This window comes from Streptomyces sp. NPDC055955 (assembly GCF_042270245.1).
Classification (GTDB): Bacteria; Actinomycetota; Actinomycetes; order Streptomycetales; family Streptomycetaceae; genus Streptomyces.
This window is the reverse complement of sequence record NZ_JBHJYS010000006.1, coordinates 295,094-312,796: the sequence shown is the minus strand read 5'-3', so window position 1 is coordinate 312,796 and position 17,703 is coordinate 295,094. Positions and strand designations below refer to the sequence as shown.

Below are 17,703 nucleotides of genomic sequence, written 5' to 3'. Positions count from 1 at the left end.
CGGCCCAGCCGCACAGCGCCACGGGCCCGCGCCCCCCAGGGCCTTTCGTCCGGGTCAGGCCGGATCAGGGAGCGGGTGCCGACGTGATCCGGACGAAAGACCTCAAGGGGCCGGAGGCCAGGCGTCGCCCCAGTCCGCGTCGCGGGCCGCCCGGTACAGCGGCCCGTGCCGCTTCGTCACCGTCTCGCGGCCCAGCGCACCCTCCGCCTCGCACAGGTCCAGGAGCACCTGGCCCTTGCGGATCTGGGGGCGGCGGGTGATCCGGGCCGCGGGGCGCTCGGGAGCGAACCGCGTCGCCGCCACGTAGCTGAACTTCTCGTCCTCGTACGCGAGGGAGCCGCCCTTGACCTGGCGGTGCAGTGACGACCTGCTGACCCGGGCCGAGAAGTGGCACCAGTCGGTGCCGGGCTCGATGGGGCAGGCCGCGCTGTGGGGGCAGGGCGCGGCGATGTGGAATCCGGCGTCGGTCAGGCGGCCGCGTGCCTCGATGATCCGCTCGTAGCCGTCGGGGGTGCCGGGCTCGACGACGACCACGGCGCCGTCGGGGCTCGCGGCGGCGGCCGCGGCGTCGACCACGGCACGGCGGTCGTCGGGGGTCAGCTCCTTGAGGACGTACGACACCGTCACGAGATCGGTGCTCTCGATGGTGAGTGCCGATCCGATACGTGAGCGCTGCCATCGCGCTGAGGCCAGCCGGTCGCAGGAACCGGCCAGTTCACGCCCGAGGGCGAGCGCGGGCTCGGCCCAGTCGAGGACGGTGACATCGCGCTCGCCCGCCCAGGTGTCGGCGACGGCCCAGACCGCGGCGCCCGTCCCGCCACCCACGTCCACCTGGCTCCCGGGCGCCCAGCCCTCCGGCGCCGCGTCGGCGAGCGCGCCGAGCGCCGAGCGGACCGCCTCGAAGGTGGCCGGCATCCGGTACGCGGCGTAGGCGGCGACGTCGGCACGGTCCCGCAGGATCGGCGCGTCCGTCGGGGTGGTCCCCCGATAGCTCGCGATCAGCCGTTCGACGGCGCGCGCCGCCTGCGTGGGCGGCAGCCCGTCGAGCAGCCCCGCGAGGGCCGCGCGCAGGGTGTCGGCCGGTGAGGCAGGCGAGTAAGAGGAGAGGGGGGCGTTCACCCCGTGATTCTACGGTCGCCCCGGGGGCCGCCTATGCGCCCGCGGCCCGCGCGAGACGCGTCGCCGCCGAGGCGCGCGGCCCGTTCTGCGGGGGCCTGCGGCGCGGGTGGACCGTGTTGGCGAGGAGGATCAGGAACGTGTCCGTGACGCGGTCGAGGACGAGCGACGTGCCGGTGAACCCGCAGTGCCCGGCCGCGCCGCGGCCCGCGAGCTCGCCCATGAACCAGGGCTGGTCGATCTGGAAGCCGAGGCCGGGCGCCGTGAGCATCAGCTCGACGTAGTCGGGGCCGAGGATGCGGGCGGTGCCGTACGAGCCGCCGTTCAGCAGGGTGCGGCACAGGACGGCGAGGTCGTAGGCCGTGGAGAAGAGGCCGGCGTGGCCGGCGACGCCACCGAGCGCCCAGGCGTTCTCGTCGTGGACGACGCCGCGCAGGAGGCCACGGTCGGCCTTGGCCCAGGGGCGGCGCTGGTCCTCGGTGGCGGCGGCCCCGGGGTGCGGGCCGAAGCCCGTCGCGGTCATGCCGAGGGGCCGGGTGATGCCGTCGCGCACGAGGACGTCGAGGGGGCGCCGCGCGACGCGCTCCAGGACGTGCTGGAGCAGCAGCATGTTGAGATCGGAGTAGAGGTACGCGCCGGGTGGGGACGACGGGGCCTCGGCGCGCAGGGCCGTCAGGCGCGCCGCGTCGTCCGGGCAGTCGTACAGCGGGAGTTCGGGGCGCAGGCCCGAGGTGTGGGTGAGGAGCCGGCGGATCGTGACGTCGTGCTCGGCGGCGGCGGTGAACTCGGGAAGGTAGGCGCCCACCCGCGCGTCGATGCCGAGGGTGCCGCGCTCCAGCTGCTGCACGGCGGCGACAGTGGTGAAGAGCTTGGTGAGCGAGGCGAGGTCGAAGGCCGTGTCGGGGCGCATGGGGACGCGGGACGCCTGCGGGAGTTCCACGCCCCGGTCGGCCGTCTCGTCGTAGGCGAGGTACCGCATCGCCCAGCCCGCCGCCTCGTGGGCGGCGACGACCGGGCCGCGGCCCGCGAGCACGACGGCGCCCGCGCACCAGGGGCGCGCCCCGCGGGGCAGTTCGCGCACGTCCTGGACGAGCCGGCGCAGCTCGTCGGGGTCGAGCCCGGCACGTTCGGGGGTGCCGGGGCGCAGTCGTGGGGTGCTCAGTGCTCCGCCTCCCGCATCGGGCCGGTCCCGCGCCGCCAGGGGCGGCACAGTCCCATGAAGCATGCGATGGCCGCCAGGGCGCAGGCCAGCTGGACCACGGCCATCGGGACGGCGGTGTCCTCGCCCGCGATGCCCACGAGCGGTGAGGCGATCGCGCCGACCAGGAAGGAGGAGGTGCCGAGGAGCGCGGACGCGGAGCCCGCGGCGTGCGGGGTGCGCATCAGGGCGAGGGCGTTGGTGTTGGGCATGGCGAGGCCCATCGCGGACATGAGGACGAACAGTCCGGCCGCGATCGGCACGAGTCCCACGTGGCCGAACACGCCGGTCGCCATGAGCAGCAGCGCGGCGGAGGCGACCGCGATGACACACAGGCCGACGGCGAGCGCCTTGTCGAGGCTGACGCGGCCGACGAGGAGCTTGCCGTTGATCTGGCCCACGGCGATCAGACCGACGGAGTTGATGCCGAACAGGAGGCTGAAGGTCTGGGGCGAGGCGCCGTAGATCTCCTGGACCACGAACGGCGAGGCGCTGATGTAGGCGAACAGCGCGGCGAAGGCGAAGCCGCCCGCGATCATGTAGCCGGTGAAGACGCGGTCGGCGAGGAGGCCGCGCATGGTGCGCAGCGCCTCGGCGGTGCCCCCGCCGTGCCGCCGTTCGGGGGCGAGCGTCTCGGGCAGGCCCTTCCAGACGAGGGTGGTCAGCGCGATGCCGACGACGGTGAGGACGACGAAGATGCCGCGCCAGTCCGTGATGCGCAGGACCTGGCCGCCGATGAGCGGCGCGACGATCGGGGCGACGCCGGAGATCAGCATGAGGGTGGAGAAGAAGCGCGCCATCTCGACACCGTCGTACAGGTCGCGCACGACCGCCCGGGCGATCACGATGCCGGCGGCCCCGGCGAGGCCCTGCACCAGACGGAAGCCGATGAGGAGCGGGGCCGAAGGGGCGAAGGCGCAGACCGCGGTGGCGGCGATGTAGACGAGGAGGCCGATGAGGAGGGGGCGCCTGCGGCCCCACTTGTCGCTCATCGGGCCGACGGCGAGCTGCCCGAGCGCCATGCCGGTGAGGCAGGCGGTGAGGGTGAGCTGGGCGGTGGCGGCCGAGGTGTGCAGCGCGCCGGTGACCTCCGGCAGGGCCGGGAGGTACATGTCCATGGACAGCGGGGGTACGGCGGTGAGCCCGCCGAGCACGAGGGTGACCAGGAAGCCGGTGCGGCGGCGGGCGGTGAGCGTGGGGCCGGCGACGGGTGCCGCGGATATGCGCTGTTCCGTACTCGCTGTCGTCTGCTGGCTGCCGTGGTCCGGCATGCGGTTCCCCTCCCGGTCGTTCATTCGATTACCTATGCTCTCAGCTCAGGTGCATTGGTTGAGACCACATTTCATGACGTGCCGGCGGGCAGCGGCCGGAACCGGGCAGGGGGCCTTCAGTGGTGGAACGTGAGCGTGTGCGGTGGGGCGTCCTGGCGACCGGGGGCATCGCCGCGTCCTTCACGGCGAACCTTCTCGACATGCCGGACGCGGAGGTCGTCGCCGTGGCGTCCCGCTCCGACGCCTCGGCGAAGGCGTTCGCGGAGCGCTTCGGGATCCCTCGGGCGTACGGGGACTGGTCCTCGCTCGCCGAGGACGAGGACGTCGACGTCGTGTACGTCGCGACCCCGCACTCCGCGCACCGCGCGGCCGCCGGGCTGTGCCTGGAGGCGGGCCGGGCGGTCCTGTGCGAGAAGGCGTTCACGCTCAACTCGCGCGAGGCGGAGGAGCTGGTGACGCTCGCCCGCAGCCGTGGCCTCTTCCTGATGGAGGCCATGTGGATGTACTGCCACCCGCTGATCAGGAAGCTGAAGGCGCTGGTCGACGACGGTGCGGTCGGTGAGGTCCGCACGGTGCGGGCCGACTTCGGGCTCGCGGGCCCCTTCCCTCCGGCGCACCGCCTGCGGGACCCGGCGCAGGGCGGCGGCGCGCTGCTCGATCTGGGCGTCTATCCGGTGTCGTTCGCGCACCTGATCCTCGGGGAGCCGTCGGAGGTCACCGCGCGGGCGGCGCTCTCGGACGAGGGCGTCGATCTGCGTACGGGCATGCTGCTCTCGTGGGAGAGCGGTGCCCACGCGCTGCTCGACTGCTCGATCGACGCGGGCACTCCCGTCACCGCGTCGATCACCGGTTCCCAGGGCCGTATCGACATTCCGCACGGCTTCTTCTACCCGGACCGGTTCGTGCTGCACCGCGACGGGCGGGAGCCGCAGGAGTTCACGGCTCAGGCGGGGGACGGGCCGCGCGACAGCCTCCGGCACGAGGCGGGCGAGGTGATGCACCGGGTGCGGGCCGGGGACACGGAGTCGCCGCTGGTGCCGCTGGCGGGGTCGCTCGCGGTGATGCGCACGTTGGACTCCGTCCGGGAGCGGATCGGGGTGCGCTATCCGTCGGAGGGGTAGCGGCATCCCGGTCGGCACACTGCCGTTTCGGCGCCGGGTGACGCCGGGTGGGGGCTTGTCACGCCGTTCCCCGTGCCCCTGAAGACCGGTGCCCGCGCCCTTGAGGAGGCGGCTTCGGCGCGCTCGAAAGGCAGCCGCCCGCGCCGAAGAGGCCACCCCCGCGCCCCCGGAAGACATCCGGGGGCGCGGGGTGGCCGCTGCCTCGTCATGCCGGGCGCAGCCCCTGCTTCCCCACCTCCGTCACGAACGACGCCGCCGTGGTGATCGGGGCTCCCGGTGTCGTCACCGCCGGGACCGTCTTGAAGTCGGCGCGGGCCTCGCGCTCGCCGAGCGCGACCGTCACGTAGCCGCGGCGTCCGTTGTAGAACTTCAGGTGCGGGTTGGCCTGGGTGTACGTGCCCCAGTTCGCCGGCTTGTCCGCGCCGTCCTTGCCGCTGCTGATGGACGTGGCGACGATCTCCGTGCCGAGGGTCTTCGACGACGGGTCGTCGAAGTTGTCCTTGATGTCGAAGGCGTAGCCCACGTGCACGTCACCGGTGAGCACCATCAGGTTCTCGACGCGGGCCGCCCTGGCGCCGGCGAGGACGCGCTGACGCGAGGCGCGGTAGCCGTCCCACGCGTCCATGGACACCTTCGCGGCCGCGTTCAGGTCGAGCTTGCGCTGCGAGAAGGTGACCTGCTGCGGGACGACGTTCCACAGGGCGTGCGAGCGGCGCCAGCCGTCGATCAGCCACCGCTCCTGCGTGGCGCCGGTGATCGTGCGCGCCGGGTCGTCCGACTCGGGGCCGGGGACGTGGGAGCCGTCGCCGTACGCCTGGTTGGAGCGGTACTGACGGGTGTCGAGGATGTCGAACTGGGCCAGCTTTCCCCAGGTCAGGCGCCGGTACATCTGGGCGTCGGGGCCCTGCGGGAGCTGCGGGCGGCGCAGGGGCTGGTTCTCCCAGTAGGCGCGGTACGCGGAGGCGCGACGGAGCAGGAACTCGGCGGGCGGGCCGTCCTGTTCGTCGATGTCGTCCGCATAGTTGTTCTCGGTCTCGTGGTCGTCCCAGGTGACGACGAAGGGGTGCGCGGCGTGCGCGGCCCGCAGGTCCGGGTCGGACTTGTAGAGCGCGTACCGCAGCCGGTAGTCCTCCAGCGTCACGGTCTCGTGGTTGAACCCAGCGGGCAGTACGTCGCCGCCCGTGTAGGCGCGGGCGCCGCCGGCGGAGTTCACGGCGTACTCGTAGAGGTAGTCACCGAGGTGGAAGACGACGTCCACGGCGGGGTCGGCGGCCAGGTGCTTGTAGGCCGTGAAGTAGCCGTCGTGGTAGGCCTGGCAGGAGACCGCGGCCAGGGTGAGGGCCGAGGTGCGGGCGTGGGCGGAGGGCGCCGTGCGCGTCCGGCCGGTCCCGCTGACCCACTTGCCGGCACGGAAGCGGTAGTAGTAGACGCCGCCCGGCGCGAGGTGGTCGACCTCGGCGTGGACGGAGTGGTTGAACTCGGGGTGCGCGGTGGCCGTGCCGCGTCTGACGACGCGCCGGAAGCGCTCGTCGTGCGCGAGCTCCCATTCGACGGCGATGCGCTGGGCGGGCAGTCCGCCGTCCGCCTCGTACGGGGACGGGGCCAGGCGTGTCCACAGCAGCACGGAGCCGGGCAGCGGGTCGCCGGAGGCCACGCCGAGCGTGAACGGGTCGGCGGTGATCTTCCGCGCGTCGAACTCGGCGGCGCTCGCGGTGCCCGCGGCCGGCAGGTTCGTGGCGAAGGCGAGCGCGGCGGCGGCGCCCGTGACGGTGAGGAAGCGGCGGCGGCCCAAGTGGCCCGCCGCGGCGCGCAGTTCGGGCGAGTGCTGGTTCGGATGGCGTCCTTCGGCTGTCATGTGACCCTCCCCTGACGGTTGTTGTCAGAGGAAATTGGAGTGCCGGGGGGCGACGGTGACCTGTCATGCGCACGGCCGCCACATGGCGGATGAGTGATCTCCGCATGACCCCTCCTGCCGTACGCTCCGGGGCCATGAACGCTCAGAACAACGCCCCGGAACCGCAGGGACCGACCGCCGCACCGACCGCCGTGGTCACCGGCGCGGGCTCCGGCATCGGCCGGGCCGTCGCCGTCGAACTGCTCCGCGCGGGCTGGCAGGTGGCGCTCGCGGGCCGCCGCACCGAGACCCTCGACGCGACGGCGGCCCTCGCCCCCGAGGCCGCGGCCAGGTCACTCTCCGTACGGACCGACGTCTCGAACCCCGAGGACGTGGCCGCCCTCTTCTCCGCGGTACGCGACCGGTTCGGCCGCCTCGACCTGCTCTTCAACAACGCGGGCACGTTCGGGCCCGCGGTCGCGGTCGAGGACCTGGGGTACGACGCCTGGCGCCACGTCGTCGACACGAACCTCAACGGCGCGTTCCTGTGCGCGCAGGCGGCGTTCCGGCAGATGAAGGAGCAGGACCCGCAGGGCGGCCGGATCATCAACAACGGCTCCATCTCGGCGCACACGCCGCGGCCGCGCTCGACGGCGTACACGACGACGAAGCACGCGCTGACCGGGCTGACGAAGTCGCTGTCCCTGGACGGGCGTCCGTACCGGATCGCGTGCGGCCAGATCGACATCGGCAACGCGGCGACGGACATGACGGAGCGCATGCAGACCGGGATCCTCCAGGCGAACGGAACGCTGGCGCCGGAGCCGGTGATGGACGTCGCGGACGTGGCGCGCACGGTGCGGCACATGGCCGAGCTGCCCCTGGAGGCAAACGTGCAGTTCGCGACGGTCCTGGCGACCAACATGCCGTACGTCGGGCGCGGTTGAGGAACGAATCTCCACAAGCGGAATGGGACCTACCGGCCTAATTCAGGGCAGCGCGGCCCGTATGCTCGAGATCTCTCCACGAGAACTTCACATTCGGAGCACACCTTGCGCATACGTTCCACGGCCTCGGCCGCCCTGGCGGCCGGCGTCCTGTCGGTCTCCCTGCTCGCCGCGTCCCCGGCCTCCGCGGCCGCCCACCAGGGCGGTCTGCACCTGGGCTACATCCAGTACGACAGCCCCGGCAGCGACAACCGGTCGAACTCCTCGCTGAACGCGGAGTGGGTGAACATCCACAACAACACCCGCTCCGCGATCCAGCTCAAGGGCTACAAGCTCAAGGACAACACCGGCTACACGTACACGTTCGGCAGCTACAACATCGGCGCCGGCAAGACGGTCAAGGTCCGCACCGGAAAGGGCACCAACGCCTCCGGCGTGCGCTACTGGGGCCGCGGCGCGTACGTCTGGAACAACACCGGCGACAAGGCCCGCCTCATCAAGCCGAGCGGCGCCCAGCTCGACTCCTGCTCGTGGGGCGACGGGCCCGGCGGGATCAGCTGCCACTGAGCCACTTCCGAGGGGGATGGCGGGCAGCCGTGCCGCGGCCCGGGGGCGGGGGGACCTGCCGACGGGACCGCAGGAGAACCCGGACCGCGCCGCGGCTGCCCGCGCTACGCTCCCCTGTCATGAACACCGACTCGGACGTGCTGCGCTACACCGCCTTCGCCACGGACCCCTCGGGCGGCAACCCCGCCGGTGTCGTGCTCGACGCACGTGCGCTCGACGACGAGGAGATGCTCGCCGTCGCGGCGCGGCTCGGGTACAGCGAGACGGCGTTCCTGACGCCGGCGCCCGACGGCGCGAGCCGCTCGTACACCGCGCGCTACTTCAGCCCCAAGGCCGAGGTCCCGTTCTGCGGGCACGCCACCGTGGCGACGGCCGTGGCGCTCGGCGAGATCCACGGACCCGGCGACTACCTCTTCGCCACGCCGGCCGGCGAGGTGCCGGTGACGGTCACCCGGGGCGCCGACGGCACTCCGCGCGCGACGCTCACGAGCGTCGAGCCGCAGATCACCGACGTGACGCCCGACGACCTGACCGAGGCGCTCGCCGCGCTCAACTGGGCCGCCTCCGACCTCGACCCGGCGCTCCCGCCCCGCATCGCGTACGCGGGCGCCCGCCACCTCGTCCTCGCGGCCGCCACCCGCGCGCGGCTCGCGGACCTCTCCTACGACTTCGCGCGCCTGGAGGCCCTGATGCACCGCATCGGCCTCACCACGGTCCAACTGGTGTGGCGCGCCTCGGAGTTCGTCTTCCACGCACGTGACCCGTTCCCGGTCGGCGGCGTCGTCGAGGACCCGGCGACGGGCGCCGCCGCGGCCGCGTTCGGCGCGTACGCGCGCACACTCGGACTCGTCCCCTCCGAGGCGGTCCTCACCCTCCACCAGGGTGAGGACATGGGCCGCCCGGGCGAGCTGACGGTGACACTGCGCGAGGGCGACCCTCGGGTCCGGGTGAGCGGCGCGGCGGTGCGCATTCCCGGCTGACCGTGAGCGCCGGCCGGGAGCGCCGGCCGGGAAGCTACGCCTGGCCGGTCTCGAAGCGGGTCACCTTGCCGCCCGCCACGACGAACTGCCACTTCGTCCGCATCTCGCCCCAGGCGTCGTTGCGGTAGAGGGCGGTCAGGGCCAGGCCGTGCGCGTACTCCTTCTCGATCTCCATGTGCCCGTTGGAGTCGAAGATCTCGCGGCCGGTCCACTCGTCGATGTCCCGGTCGGCCCCGTCGTCGGACATGGTCGCGCCGGGCGCCAGGACGGCGCGGAAGGCCTCCCGGTCGTGGGCGTTCACCGCGGTGACGAAGGCCCGGACCGCCGGGTCGCTGAGCTTGGTCGTCTGGATGGGCATTACGTCGTCTCCTGCCTCTCCTCCCGGCGCTACGGTGCCGGCCCTTCCGGTCGTGCGTCACCGGGTCGGGACCCCGGCCGCACGGGACCCGGGCCCCCGGCCCAGACTCACACCGCGGCCCGGGACACGCCACCCGAACGGGCCCGCGTGCCGGGTGACGCGGCCCCGCCTGCCGGACCGTAGGACCATGACCTGTCACAAGCGTTGTGTGGACCGCAAAGACCTGGGGCTGCTCGTGCTGCGCGTGGGCACGGGCGGTGTGCTCGCCGCGCACGGAGCGCAGAAACTGCTCGGCTGGTTCGGCGGTGGGGGCCTGCGCGGCACGACCGCCGCGATGGAGGCCATGGGCTACGCCCCGCCGAAGGCGAGCGCCCTGGCCGCCGGCGCCGGCGAGGCGGGCGGCGGCCTCCTGCTCGCCCTCGGCCTCGCCACCCCCGTCGGCGGGGCCGCCGCGGCGGGCACGATGGCCGGCGCGGCCGCGGTGCACGCGCCCAACGGCTTCTTCGCCCAGGGCGGCGGCTACGAGTACCCGGCCTTCCTCGGCTTCGTCGCGGCGGGACTCGCGGTGACCGGCGCGGGCCGCTACTCCCTCGACCATGCGCTCGGCCACGCCCTGGACCGGCACTGGATGGTCCCGGCCGCGCTCGTGGGCAGCGCCGCGGCGGCGCTCGCGGTCGTGGCCTCGCGCAACAGGCGGGTGGGCGGGCCCGGTCCGCAGCCGGGTCCTGGGGAGTATTCCCCGGACACCATGGACGAGTAGCCCGTCCGTGGCAGGCTGCGGGTATGTCCGACACCACGCGGCCCAGCGCCCGGCACGACCTCGCCCCGCCCACGTACGACGGCGTGTGGGAGACCGTCGACGGGCTGCATGCCTGGCTCGAATCGCACAACCGCCGCGGCGCCGACGAGGCCCTTCTGCTGCGGGTGCTGAAGCTGTCGGAGGAGGTCGGCGAGGTCGCCCAGGCGGTGATCGGCGCGACGGGCCAGAACCCGCGCAAGGGCGAGAGCCACTCGTGGCAGGACGTCGAGTCGGAACTCTGCGACGTCGTGGTGACGGCTCTGGTCGCCCTGCGCACGCTCACCCCTCGGGCGCCCGAGGTGCTGGCAGCGCATCTGCGCCGGGTGGCGGAGAGGTCGCTCGGCTCGTGATCGTCCGACCGGACGGCAGCTGACGGCCCCATCGGGACCACCACCTCGCAGGCGTGTCCGCCGGGGTTAGGCTCGGCGTGGATCGCGGTCCGGACGGCCGGGATCACGGATCAGGCGGCCGGGATCACGGATCACCGGCGCGGAAACGGGGGCCCGGCATGGGCAGGTTCGACGGCGGCGAGGTCATCGCGGTCAGCAGCAACGAGACGTACTCCTTCACGAAACCGAACCGGGAGAGCATCACGCTGCTCGCCGGGCTCGGCGTCGAGGGGGACGTGCACGCGGGCGTCACGGTCAAGCACCGCTCCCGCGTCGCGAAGGACCCGACGCAGCCGAACCTGCGGCAGGTCCACCTGATGCACACCGAACTGTTCGCCGAGGTCGCCGAGCACGGCCACGACGTCGCTCCCGGCGACCTCGGGGAGAACGTCACGACGACCGGCATCGACCTCCTCGCACTGCCCGCGGGCACGCTCCTGCACCTGGGCGAGGGCGGCGCCGTCGTCGAGGTCACGGGCCTGCGCAACCCCTGCCTGCAGATCGACCACTTCCAGGACGGGCTGCTCAAGCAGGTCGTCGGCCGCGACGAGAACGGGGCGGTCGTCCGCAAGGGCGGGATCATGAGCGTGGTGCGGACCGGCGGCGTGGTGCGCCCCGGCGACGCGATCCGCGTGGTCCTGCCGGCCGGGCCGCACGTCGCGCTGGAAGCCGTCTGATGATGCCCGAGCCGGAGATCCCCGTCGTCGCCCCGTACGACGCGGACTGGCCGGAGCGGGGCCGCGCGCTGTGTGCCGAACTCGGCGCGGCGCTCGGCCCGCTGGCCCTGCGGACGGAACACATCGGCAGCACGGCGATCCCCGGGATGGCGGCCAAGCCCGTCTACGACCTCCAGGTGAGCGTCGCCGACCTCGACGAGGCGGAGGCCGCCTTCGCGGGCCCCCTCGCGGACCTGGGCTTCCGGCTCTCGCCCTACCGCCGGGACCACGTACCGGCGGGCCTGGACGACGTGCCGACGCGCTGGGCCAAGCGCTTCTGGTCCCGGCGCGGCGCGCCCGCCGAGCCGGTCAACCTGCACGTACGCCTCGCCGGCTCCCCCAACGAACGTCTGGCCCTGCTCTTCCGCGACTGGTTCCGCACCCACCCGGAGGCGGTCACGGCCTACGCCCACTTCAAGTACGCCCTCGCCTCCCGGGTCGCCGACACCGGCACCTACGCCGACGTGAAGGACCCGGTGGTCGACCTGGTGGTGGCGGTCGCGGAACCCTGGGCGGCCGAGACGGGGTGGACGGCGGAATCCGGCACCTGACCCCAACTCCCCTTGGCTGCGCGGTGACTTCCCGGTGAACGGATACGATCGCGGGCACCGCACCGGGATGTCCGAGGAAATGGGGAGTCGGCCGTGGAGCAACCGCCGCGTCTGGGCGTCGCGATCGTGACGATGGGCAACAGGCCCCGGGAGGTCGACGCCCTCCTGGCGGCGGTGGCGAAGCAGGACGTGCCGCCGACGCGGGTCGTCCTCGTCGGCAACGGCTCGCCGCTGCCCGACTTCAGCGGCTCCGGCCTGCCCTTCACCGTCACGGCCGTCGAACTCGACGACAACCTCGGCTGCCCCGGCGGCCGCAACGTCGCCCTGGCGCGGCTGCGCGACTTCGGCGACGTGGACGTGGCGGTCGAACTCGACGACGACGGACTCCTCGTCGACGCGGACGTCTTCCGTACGGTCCGTGACCTGTACGCCGGCGACCCGCGCCTCGGCATCGTCGGCTTCCGCATCGCGGACGAGCACGGCGAGACGCAGCGTCGCCACGTGCCGCGGCTGCGCGCGAAGGACCCGATGCGGGGCGGTGAGGTGACGGCGTTCCTCGGCGGCGGCCACGCGTTCTCGATGCGGATGCTCGCCGAGACCGGCGACTGGCCCGCCGACTTCTTCTTCACGCACGAGGAGACCGACCTCGCCTGGCGCGCCCTCGACGCCGGCTGGAAAGTCGTCTACGAGCCGTCGCTCCTGCTCCAGCACCCCAAGACCTCGCCCGCCCGGCACGCCGTCTACCACCGGATGACGGCCCGCAACCGCGTCTGGCTGGCCCGCCGCCGGCTCCCGGTCCCCCTGATCCCGCTCTACCTCGGCACCTGGACCCTCCTCACGCTCGCCCGCACCCGGTCCGCCGGGGGGCTGCGCGCGTGGGCGGGCGGCTTCGTGGAGGGCGTGCGCACACCGTGCGGGGACCGGCGGCCGATGCGCTGGCGCACCGCATGGCGCATGACGCGTCTCGGGCGGCCGCCGGTGATCTGAGCCGGTTCGCGGGCGGCGGGGCGGGACATGGTGCGTCGGGAGCCCGACAGGCGCACCCTGGTAATAGCAGTCCCGGAGGTGATCAGGATGTCGGCACAGACCACTGTCGGATGGCATGTCGAGCTGGAATTCGAGGAAGACACCCATCGCACGCGTGCCGCCGCGCTCGTCCGTCTCCCCGACGGGAGCGAGATGCGGGCCCATGGCTACGCGAGTCGGCACCCTTCCGACGCGAACCAGCCGCGGGTCGGCGAGGAGGTCGCGGGAGCGAGGGCGCTCAACGAGCTGGCGATGAAGATGCTGACGAAGGCGCACGACGAGATCGACGAGGCGTCGGGCCGGACGTCGCACATGTTGCGGTGAGGCTGGTCGTCCCCAAGATTCTCCCCAGGCAGGGCACCGTCCACGGCAGCCGAGGGGTTGGCGCAGGCCAAGGACCTGGCAGGCAGACGAGTCGGGCTGTACGCCGGGTTCTGTCGCCCGGTCGCCTCGCGGCGGCCGGGGAGACGGCCATCCATCTAGGGCCCGCATTGCTACGGGCCTCGTGCGGTCTACCCGCGGACTCGGGCGGGCAGCCCTCGAACGTCCGCGCAGAGTCGCCCTTCTTGCGAAGATGCGGCTCCTTTTGACCTTGCTCCAGGTGGGGTTTACCTAGCCGCCTGAGTCACCTCAGGCGCTGGTGGTCTCTTACACCACCGTTTCACCCTTACCGGGGGCCGAAGCCTCCGGCGGTCTGTTTTCTGTGGCACTGTCCCGCGGGTCACCCCGGGTGGCCGTTAGCCACCACCTTGCCCTGTGGAGCCCGGACGTTCCTCGGGAAGACCCTGGTGAAAGGGTTCTCACGCGGCCGTCCGCCCGGCTCGTCTGCCGTGCGGACCATGGTACCCGCCGCAGCTCAGAGGAATTCCGCCGTGTCCAGGTCGAACCCGAAAGGTTCCGGCAGCGGGAGCGGCTTGCCGAAGGGAGCCGTACGGCGCTGCAGATAGTCGCGGCCCTCTGGCTCGCTGAAGAGCGTCACCGCCGAGGCGTCCCGGTCGACGAGGAGGTAGAGGGGGATGCCCCCGTGCGCGTAGCAGCGTCGCTTCGTCCCGCGGTCCGCCTTCGGACGGGTGGAGGTGACCTCGAGGACCATGGCCACGCCGCCACAGGGCATCCAGGAGGCGGCGCCGCGGAACAGCCGTGCTTGGAATGGCGCGAAAGTGGCGTCGGGAATGACGTGGTCGCGCGGACTGCCGGGGACGTCCTTCAACGTCAGGCCCTTGTTCCCGGAGAACTGCATGTCCGTGAGCGAGCGCCTGATCACCTGGCTCACGATCAGTCCGATGTAGTCCTCGTGGTCCCCGTCCGGCGGCGGTGTCACGACGATCTCCCCCTCGATCAGTTCCGCCCGGAAACCCTCCGGGGTGTCCAGGGCAAGGAAGCCTTCGAGCAGGACGTCCGCTTGCGTGAGCGACTCGTGCGGCTCGTGCGCCATGGCCGTCATGTCACGCCCCTCCCTCGGTCGCTCGCCAGACTCGGCCATCGGGGGATCCACCGTCCGTGAGATCGGAAGTTCTGCCTCGATCGTGGCACATGAGCGCGGGGCGAGGGGGCTTACGCGGGAGCGAACCGGACCTTCGCCGCCCCGGGGTCCGCCCGCGTCAGCCGTACCCGCAGCCGCTCCCCCAGCGGCAGCGGAGCCGTACCGCCCTCGATGCGGGCGACGACCGCGGGATCGGCCAACTGGACGGTGCCGACGGCCGGTTCGTGGTCCTCCACGTCGATGACGCACGCCTCGAAGACGTCGCCGATCCGGTCCTCGAGGAGCGCCGCCTCGACGAGGTCGACGCAGCCGCGCTCGACGGCGTTGGCCCGGCGCGTACCGTCCGCCATCTCCTTCGGCAGGCCGGGCAGCGCGGCGAGTACCCACTCGGGGGGCGGGGTGCCCGCGCAGGCGGCCAGGCACAGTTCGGAGGCGTAGCGGTCGGCGAGGCGGCGCAGCGGGGCCGTGCAGTGGGCGTAGGGCGCGGCGACCGCGGCGTGGACGGTGAGGTCGGGGAGCGCGCCGCCGCTGAACACGGTGTAGCCGGCGCCGCGCAGGAGCGTCGTGCACTCCTGGAGGAAGGCGGCGTGGTGCGGCTTCCGCGGGTCGAGGGAGCGGATGAGCTGGGCGTACGGGACGTGGTGCGGCCAGTCGATGTGCAGGGCGCGGGCCGTGCGACGCAGGCGGCCGACGGCGCCGTCGGGGGCGGCGGGCAGGGTGCGCAGGATGCCGGTGCCGGCGGCGAGCATGAGGTCGGCGGCGGCCATGCCGGTGAGCAGGGAGATCTGGGCGTTCCAGCCGTCGGCGGGGAGCGGGGCGCGGTAGGCGAGCTCGTAGCGGCCGTCGCGTTCGGTGATCTCCTGTTCGGGGACGTTGAGGGAGATGCCGCCGCGCTCGGTCTCCAGCTGTTCACGCAGGCGCCCGATGTCGCGCAGCAGCGCCACGGGTTCCTCGGCGGTGCCGTCGTCGATGGCGCGCTGCACGCCCTCGTAGTCGAGCTTGGCGCGGCTGCGGACGGTGGCTCGGGCCACGTCGGTGGCGACGGTGCGCCCCTCGGCGTCGAGGTCGAGGGTCCACAGGACGGCGGGGCAGGTCTGGCCCGGGAGCAGGCTGGCGGCGCCCTCGCTGAGCACGGTGGGGTGCAGCGGGATCTTTTCGTCGGGGAAGTAGAGCGTGGTGACGCGGCGGTGGGCCTCGGTGTCGAGAGGGCCGCCGGGCGTGACGTACGCGGCGACGTCGGCGATGGCGTAGCGGACCCGGTAGCCGCCGTCGCGGCGCGAGAGGTGCATGGCCTGGTCGAGGTCGACGGAGGCCGGCGGGTCGATCGTGAAGAAGGGGATGTCGATGGCGTCCTTGCCGCCGGGTTCCGGCGGGTGCGGGGCCGCCGCGGCCCGCTCCGCGTCCGCGAGGGCGTCGGCCGGGAAGGCCCCGGGGACGTCCAGGGTCGTACGCAGTTCACGCAGTGCGGCACGCAGCGGGGCCTCGGCTGCGCCGGTCACACGGAGATGACGGCGGGGCATGCACCGAGCGTAGGACGGGGCGGGGGTGTCGGCACCCGGTGATCGAGGTGCGCCGGGTCCGCGGCACTTCATGAGCGCGGCTCCCAGTGACCGCGGCCCCCGCGCTCCCCGGCGTCCCATGACCGCGGCGCCTCATGATCCGCGGGCACCCGTGATCCCCGGCACCCCCCGCTCCCCGGCGTCCCGCAACCGGGGGCACCCCACGACCTGGCCACCCCATGATCCGCCGCGCCCCTCGTTCCCCGGCACCGCCTTCCCTTCCGTACGCTTTCGCTGGGGCCGCACCCCCTGTTCCGCATCACTGTCCCGAGGAGTCCGATCGTGCTCGTGCTGCTGCCGCCGTCCGAAGGCAAGGCCCCGTCGGGCCGCGGCGCCCCGCTGAAGCCTGAGTCGCTGTCCCTGCCGGGGCTCGCCGGGGCGCGGCAGGCCGTGCTCGACGAGCTGGTCGAGCTGTGCGCCGACGACGAGGACAAAGCGCGCGAGGTGCTCGGCCTCAGCGAGGGGCTGCGCGGCGAGATCGCGAAGAACGTGGAGCTGCGCACCGCGGGCGCGCGCCCGGCCGGCGAGATCTACACGGGGGTCCTCTACGACGCGCTCGGTCTCGCCACCCTGGACACGGCGGCGAAGCGCCGGGCGGCGCGTTCGCTGCTGGTGTTCTCGGGCCTGTGGGGCGCGGTGCGGGTGAGCGACCGGATTCCTTCGTACCGCTGCTCGATGGGTGTGAAGCTGCCAGGGCTCGGGGCGCTCGGCGCGCACTGGCGCGGGCCGATGTCCGAGGCGCTTCCCGAGGCTGCCGGGGACGGGCTCGTGCTCGACCTGAGGTCGTCCGCGTACACGAGCGCGTGGAGGCCGAAGGGGGAGGTCGCGGGGCGTACGGCGACGGTGCGGGTGCTGCACGCGCAGACCGACCCGGTGACGGGTGCGGAGAAGCGCTCGGTCGTGTCGCACTTCAACAAGGCGACGAAGGGCCGGATCGTGCGCACGCTCCTGGAGACCGGCACCACGCCCGCGCACCCCGCCGAGCTGGTCGAGGCGCTGCGGGATCTCGGCCATGTGGTGGAGGCGCAGGCGCCCGCGAAGGCGGGGACGGCGTGGGCGCTCGACGTGGTGGTGACGCAGATCCACTGAACACCCACCCGAGCCTATTGCAGCATGCGCAACGCCCTTTGCGCATGCTGCGCGGCACGGGGCAGGATGGCCCCATGACTGATTCCTCCGTGCTCGATCTCGCCCCTGTCGTACCCGTCGTCGTCGTGGAGGACGTCGCCGACGCCGTGCCGCTCGCGCGGGCGCTCGTCGCGGGCGGCCTGCGGGCGATCGAGGTGACGCTGCGCACGCCGGCCGCGCTGGACGCGATCCGCGCCGTCGCGGACGAGGTGCCGGACGCCGTCGTCGGCGCGGGCACGGTCATCTCCCCGCAGAACGTCGCCGACTCGGTCGCCGCCGGAGCGCGCTTCCTGGTCAGCCCCGGCTGGACCGACACACTGCTCGACGCGATGAAGAAGTCCGGTGTGCCGTTCCTGCCGGGCGTCTCCACGACCTCGGAGGTCGTGGCGCTCCTGGAGCGCGGGGTGAGCGAGATGAAGTTCTTCCCCGCGGAGGCCGCGGGCGGCGTGCCGTACCTGAAGTCGCTGGCCGGTCCGCTGCCGCAGGCGCGGTTCTGCCCGACCGGCGGCGTCTCCCTCGGCTCGGCGCCCTCGTACCTGGCGCTCAAGAACGTCGGCTGCGTGGGCGGCAGTTGGATGCTTCCCGCGGACGCGGTCGCCGCGAAGGACTGGGCGCGGATCGAGACGCTGGCCCGCGAGGCGGCCGGCCTCGAGTAGCCCG

At 73.2% G+C, this 17,703-nt stretch carries 19 protein-coding genes and 1 other RNA gene; 12 read left to right on the top strand and 8 right to left on the bottom strand.

Annotated elements, in window-relative coordinates:
* Positions 1–102 precede the first annotated feature (102 nt).
* Genes ACFC96_RS15075 through ACFC96_RS15065 form a run of 3 tightly spaced genes read right to left on the bottom strand, consistent with a single transcriptional unit; the run spans position 103 to position 3,585 of the window.
* Positions 103–1,119: a small ribosomal subunit Rsm22 family protein gene (locus tag ACFC96_RS15075; RefSeq protein ID WP_376262699.1), complete on the bottom strand. Its 1,017-nt coding sequence runs from the start codon at positions 1,117–1,119 to the stop codon at positions 103–105.
* 31 nt (positions 1,120–1,150) lie between these two features.
* Positions 1,151–2,341 carry a serine hydrolase domain-containing protein gene (locus tag ACFC96_RS15070; protein WP_376262702.1) on the bottom strand — a complete coding sequence of 397 codons (1,191 nt, stop codon included), beginning with the start codon at positions 2,339–2,341 and terminating at the stop codon, positions 1,151–1,153.
* Positions 2,275–3,585, bottom strand: a complete 1,311-nt coding sequence (locus ACFC96_RS15065) for a multidrug effflux MFS transporter (RefSeq protein ID WP_376263085.1) — start codon at positions 3,583–3,585, stop codon at positions 2,275–2,277. Before ACFC96_RS15065 ends, ACFC96_RS15070 begins: the two co-directional genes overlap by 67 nt.
* 122 nt (positions 3,586–3,707) lie before the next feature.
* Between ACFC96_RS15065 and ACFC96_RS15060 the strand changes: the two genes are divergently transcribed.
* Positions 3,708–4,706, top strand: a complete 999-nt coding sequence (locus ACFC96_RS15060; protein WP_376612592.1) for a Gfo/Idh/MocA family protein — start codon at positions 3,708–3,710, stop codon at positions 4,704–4,706.
* A 205-nt stretch (positions 4,707–4,911) separates the two neighbouring features.
* Here ACFC96_RS15060 and ACFC96_RS15055 read toward each other — a convergent pair whose 3' ends face one another.
* Positions 4,912–6,561 carry an alkaline phosphatase D family protein gene (locus ACFC96_RS15055; RefSeq protein WP_376612590.1) on the bottom strand — a complete coding sequence of 550 codons (1,650 nt, stop codon included), beginning with the start codon at positions 6,559–6,561 and terminating at the stop codon, positions 4,912–4,914.
* Positions 6,562–6,695: 134 nt separating this feature from the next.
* On the opposite strand from ACFC96_RS15055, the gene ACFC96_RS15050 reads away from it, so the two are divergent.
* The 3 genes from ACFC96_RS15050 (at position 6,696) to ACFC96_RS15040 (ending at position 9,034) form a co-directional block, all read left to right on the top strand.
* The gene (locus ACFC96_RS15050) at positions 6,696–7,487 is read left to right on the top strand and encodes an SDR family oxidoreductase (protein ID WP_376612588.1); all 792 of its coding nucleotides are present in this window, start codon (positions 6,696–6,698) and stop codon (positions 7,485–7,487) included.
* A gap of 105 nt (positions 7,488–7,592) precedes the next feature.
* Positions 7,593–8,054, top strand: coding sequence for a lamin tail domain-containing protein (locus ACFC96_RS15045; RefSeq protein ID WP_376262714.1), 462 nt, complete (start codon positions 7,593–7,595; stop codon positions 8,052–8,054).
* A gap of 119 nt (positions 8,055–8,173) precedes the next feature.
* Complete coding sequence (locus tag ACFC96_RS15040; protein ID WP_376612586.1) at positions 8,174–9,034, top strand: PhzF family phenazine biosynthesis protein; 861 nt, start codon at positions 8,174–8,176, stop codon at positions 9,032–9,034.
* A 34-nt stretch (positions 9,035–9,068) separates the two neighbouring features.
* Here ACFC96_RS15040 and ACFC96_RS15035 read toward each other — a convergent pair whose 3' ends face one another.
* Entirely contained in the window at positions 9,069–9,392 is a 324-nt protein-coding gene (locus ACFC96_RS15035) for a nuclear transport factor 2 family protein (protein WP_376262720.1), read from the bottom strand.
* 187 nt (positions 9,393–9,579) lie between these two features.
* Between ACFC96_RS15035 and ACFC96_RS15030 the strand changes: the two genes are divergently transcribed.
* The 6 genes from ACFC96_RS15030 (at position 9,580) to ACFC96_RS15005 (ending at position 13,197) form a co-directional block, all read left to right on the top strand.
* Positions 9,580–10,152, top strand: coding sequence for a DoxX family protein (locus tag ACFC96_RS15030; RefSeq protein WP_376262723.1), 573 nt, complete (start codon positions 9,580–9,582; stop codon positions 10,150–10,152).
* Positions 10,153–10,175: 23 nt separating this feature from the next.
* On the top strand, positions 10,176–10,541 hold the full coding sequence (locus tag ACFC96_RS15025; protein ID WP_376262726.1) for a MazG-like family protein: 366 nt from the start codon (positions 10,176–10,178) through the stop codon (positions 10,539–10,541).
* A gap of 158 nt (positions 10,542–10,699) precedes the next feature.
* Positions 10,700–11,257, top strand: a complete 558-nt coding sequence (locus ACFC96_RS15020) for an MOSC domain-containing protein (protein WP_376612584.1) — start codon at positions 10,700–10,702, stop codon at positions 11,255–11,257.
* A complete protein-coding gene (locus ACFC96_RS15015) occupies positions 11,257–11,847 on the top strand; it encodes a GrpB family protein (protein ID WP_376262732.1) in 591 nt (196 codons plus the stop codon). The genes ACFC96_RS15020 and ACFC96_RS15015 overlap by 1 nt, the downstream gene beginning before the upstream one ends.
* Before the next feature lie 132 nt (positions 11,848–11,979).
* Positions 11,980–12,834 carry a glycosyltransferase family 2 protein gene (locus ACFC96_RS15010; RefSeq protein WP_376263087.1) on the top strand — a complete coding sequence of 285 codons (855 nt, stop codon included), beginning with the start codon at positions 11,980–11,982 and terminating at the stop codon, positions 12,832–12,834.
* An 87-nt stretch (positions 12,835–12,921) separates the two neighbouring features.
* Positions 12,922–13,197, top strand: a complete 276-nt coding sequence (locus tag ACFC96_RS15005; RefSeq protein WP_376262735.1) for a DUF1876 domain-containing protein — start codon at positions 12,922–12,924, stop codon at positions 13,195–13,197.
* A gap of 83 nt (positions 13,198–13,280) precedes the next feature.
* Here ACFC96_RS15005 and rnpB read toward each other — a convergent pair.
* The 3 genes from rnpB to ACFC96_RS14990 form a co-directional block, all read right to left on the bottom strand.
* Positions 13,281–13,697, bottom strand: an RNA gene (rnpB, locus tag ACFC96_RS15000) — RNase P RNA component class A.
* A 32-nt stretch (positions 13,698–13,729) separates the two neighbouring features.
* Positions 13,730–14,317 carry a Uma2 family endonuclease gene (locus ACFC96_RS14995; protein WP_376612582.1) on the bottom strand — a complete coding sequence of 196 codons (588 nt, stop codon included), beginning with the start codon at positions 14,315–14,317 and terminating at the stop codon, positions 13,730–13,732.
* 110 nt (positions 14,318–14,427) lie between these two features.
* Positions 14,428–15,876, bottom strand: coding sequence for an RNB domain-containing ribonuclease (locus ACFC96_RS14990; RefSeq protein ID WP_376612580.1), 1,449 nt, complete (start codon positions 15,874–15,876; stop codon positions 14,428–14,430).
* Between the two features lie 321 nt (positions 15,877–16,197).
* Between ACFC96_RS14990 and yaaA the strand changes: the two genes are divergently transcribed.
* Complete coding sequence (gene yaaA / locus ACFC96_RS14985; protein WP_376612579.1) at positions 16,198–17,004, top strand: peroxide stress protein YaaA; 807 nt, start codon at positions 16,198–16,200, stop codon at positions 17,002–17,004.
* A gap of 74 nt (positions 17,005–17,078) precedes the next feature.
* Positions 17,079–17,699, top strand: coding sequence for a bifunctional 4-hydroxy-2-oxoglutarate aldolase/2-dehydro-3-deoxy-phosphogluconate aldolase (eda, locus tag ACFC96_RS14980; protein ID WP_376612577.1), 621 nt, complete (start codon positions 17,079–17,081; stop codon positions 17,697–17,699).
* Positions 17,700–17,703 lie beyond the last annotated feature (4 nt).

Bases quoted from the DNA above. Each gene is read 5' to 3' on its own strand.
- ACFC96_RS15070 (WP_376262702.1), bottom strand. From the start codon at position 2,341: ATGCTTCATGGGACTGTGCCGCCCCTGGCGGCGCGGGACCGGCCCGAT.
- ACFC96_RS15065 (WP_376263085.1), bottom strand. From the start codon at position 3,585: ATGCCGGACCACGGCAGCCAGCAGACGACAGCGAGTACGGAACAGCGC.
- ACFC96_RS15055 (WP_376612590.1), bottom strand. From the start codon at position 6,561: ATGACAGCCGAAGGACGCCATCCGAACCAGCACTCGCCCGAACTGCGC.
- ACFC96_RS15050 (WP_376612588.1), top strand. From the start codon at position 6,696: ATGAACGCTCAGAACAACGCCCCGGAACCGCAGGGACCGACCGCCGCA.
- ACFC96_RS15040 (WP_376612586.1), top strand. From the start codon at position 8,174: ATGAACACCGACTCGGACGTGCTGCGCTACACCGCCTTCGCCACGGAC.
- ACFC96_RS15035 (WP_376262720.1), bottom strand. From the start codon at position 9,392: ATGCCCATCCAGACGACCAAGCTCAGCGACCCGGCGGTCCGGGCCTTC.
- ACFC96_RS15030 (WP_376262723.1), top strand. From the start codon at position 9,580: ATGACCTGTCACAAGCGTTGTGTGGACCGCAAAGACCTGGGGCTGCTC.
- ACFC96_RS15025 (WP_376262726.1), top strand. From the start codon at position 10,176: ATGTCCGACACCACGCGGCCCAGCGCCCGGCACGACCTCGCCCCGCCC.
- ACFC96_RS15020 (WP_376612584.1), top strand. From the start codon at position 10,700: ATGGGCAGGTTCGACGGCGGCGAGGTCATCGCGGTCAGCAGCAACGAG.
- ACFC96_RS15015 (WP_376262732.1), top strand. From the start codon at position 11,257: ATGATGCCCGAGCCGGAGATCCCCGTCGTCGCCCCGTACGACGCGGAC.
- ACFC96_RS15010 (WP_376263087.1), top strand. From the start codon at position 11,980: ATGGGCAACAGGCCCCGGGAGGTCGACGCCCTCCTGGCGGCGGTGGCG.
- ACFC96_RS15005 (WP_376262735.1), top strand. From the start codon at position 12,922: ATGTCGGCACAGACCACTGTCGGATGGCATGTCGAGCTGGAATTCGAG.
- ACFC96_RS14995 (WP_376612582.1), bottom strand. From the start codon at position 14,317: ATGACGGCCATGGCGCACGAGCCGCACGAGTCGCTCACGCAAGCGGAC.
- ACFC96_RS14990 (WP_376612580.1), bottom strand. From the start codon at position 15,876: ATGCCCCGCCGTCATCTCCGTGTGACCGGCGCAGCCGAGGCCCCGCTG.
- eda (WP_376612577.1), top strand. From the start codon at position 17,079: ATGACTGATTCCTCCGTGCTCGATCTCGCCCCTGTCGTACCCGTCGTC.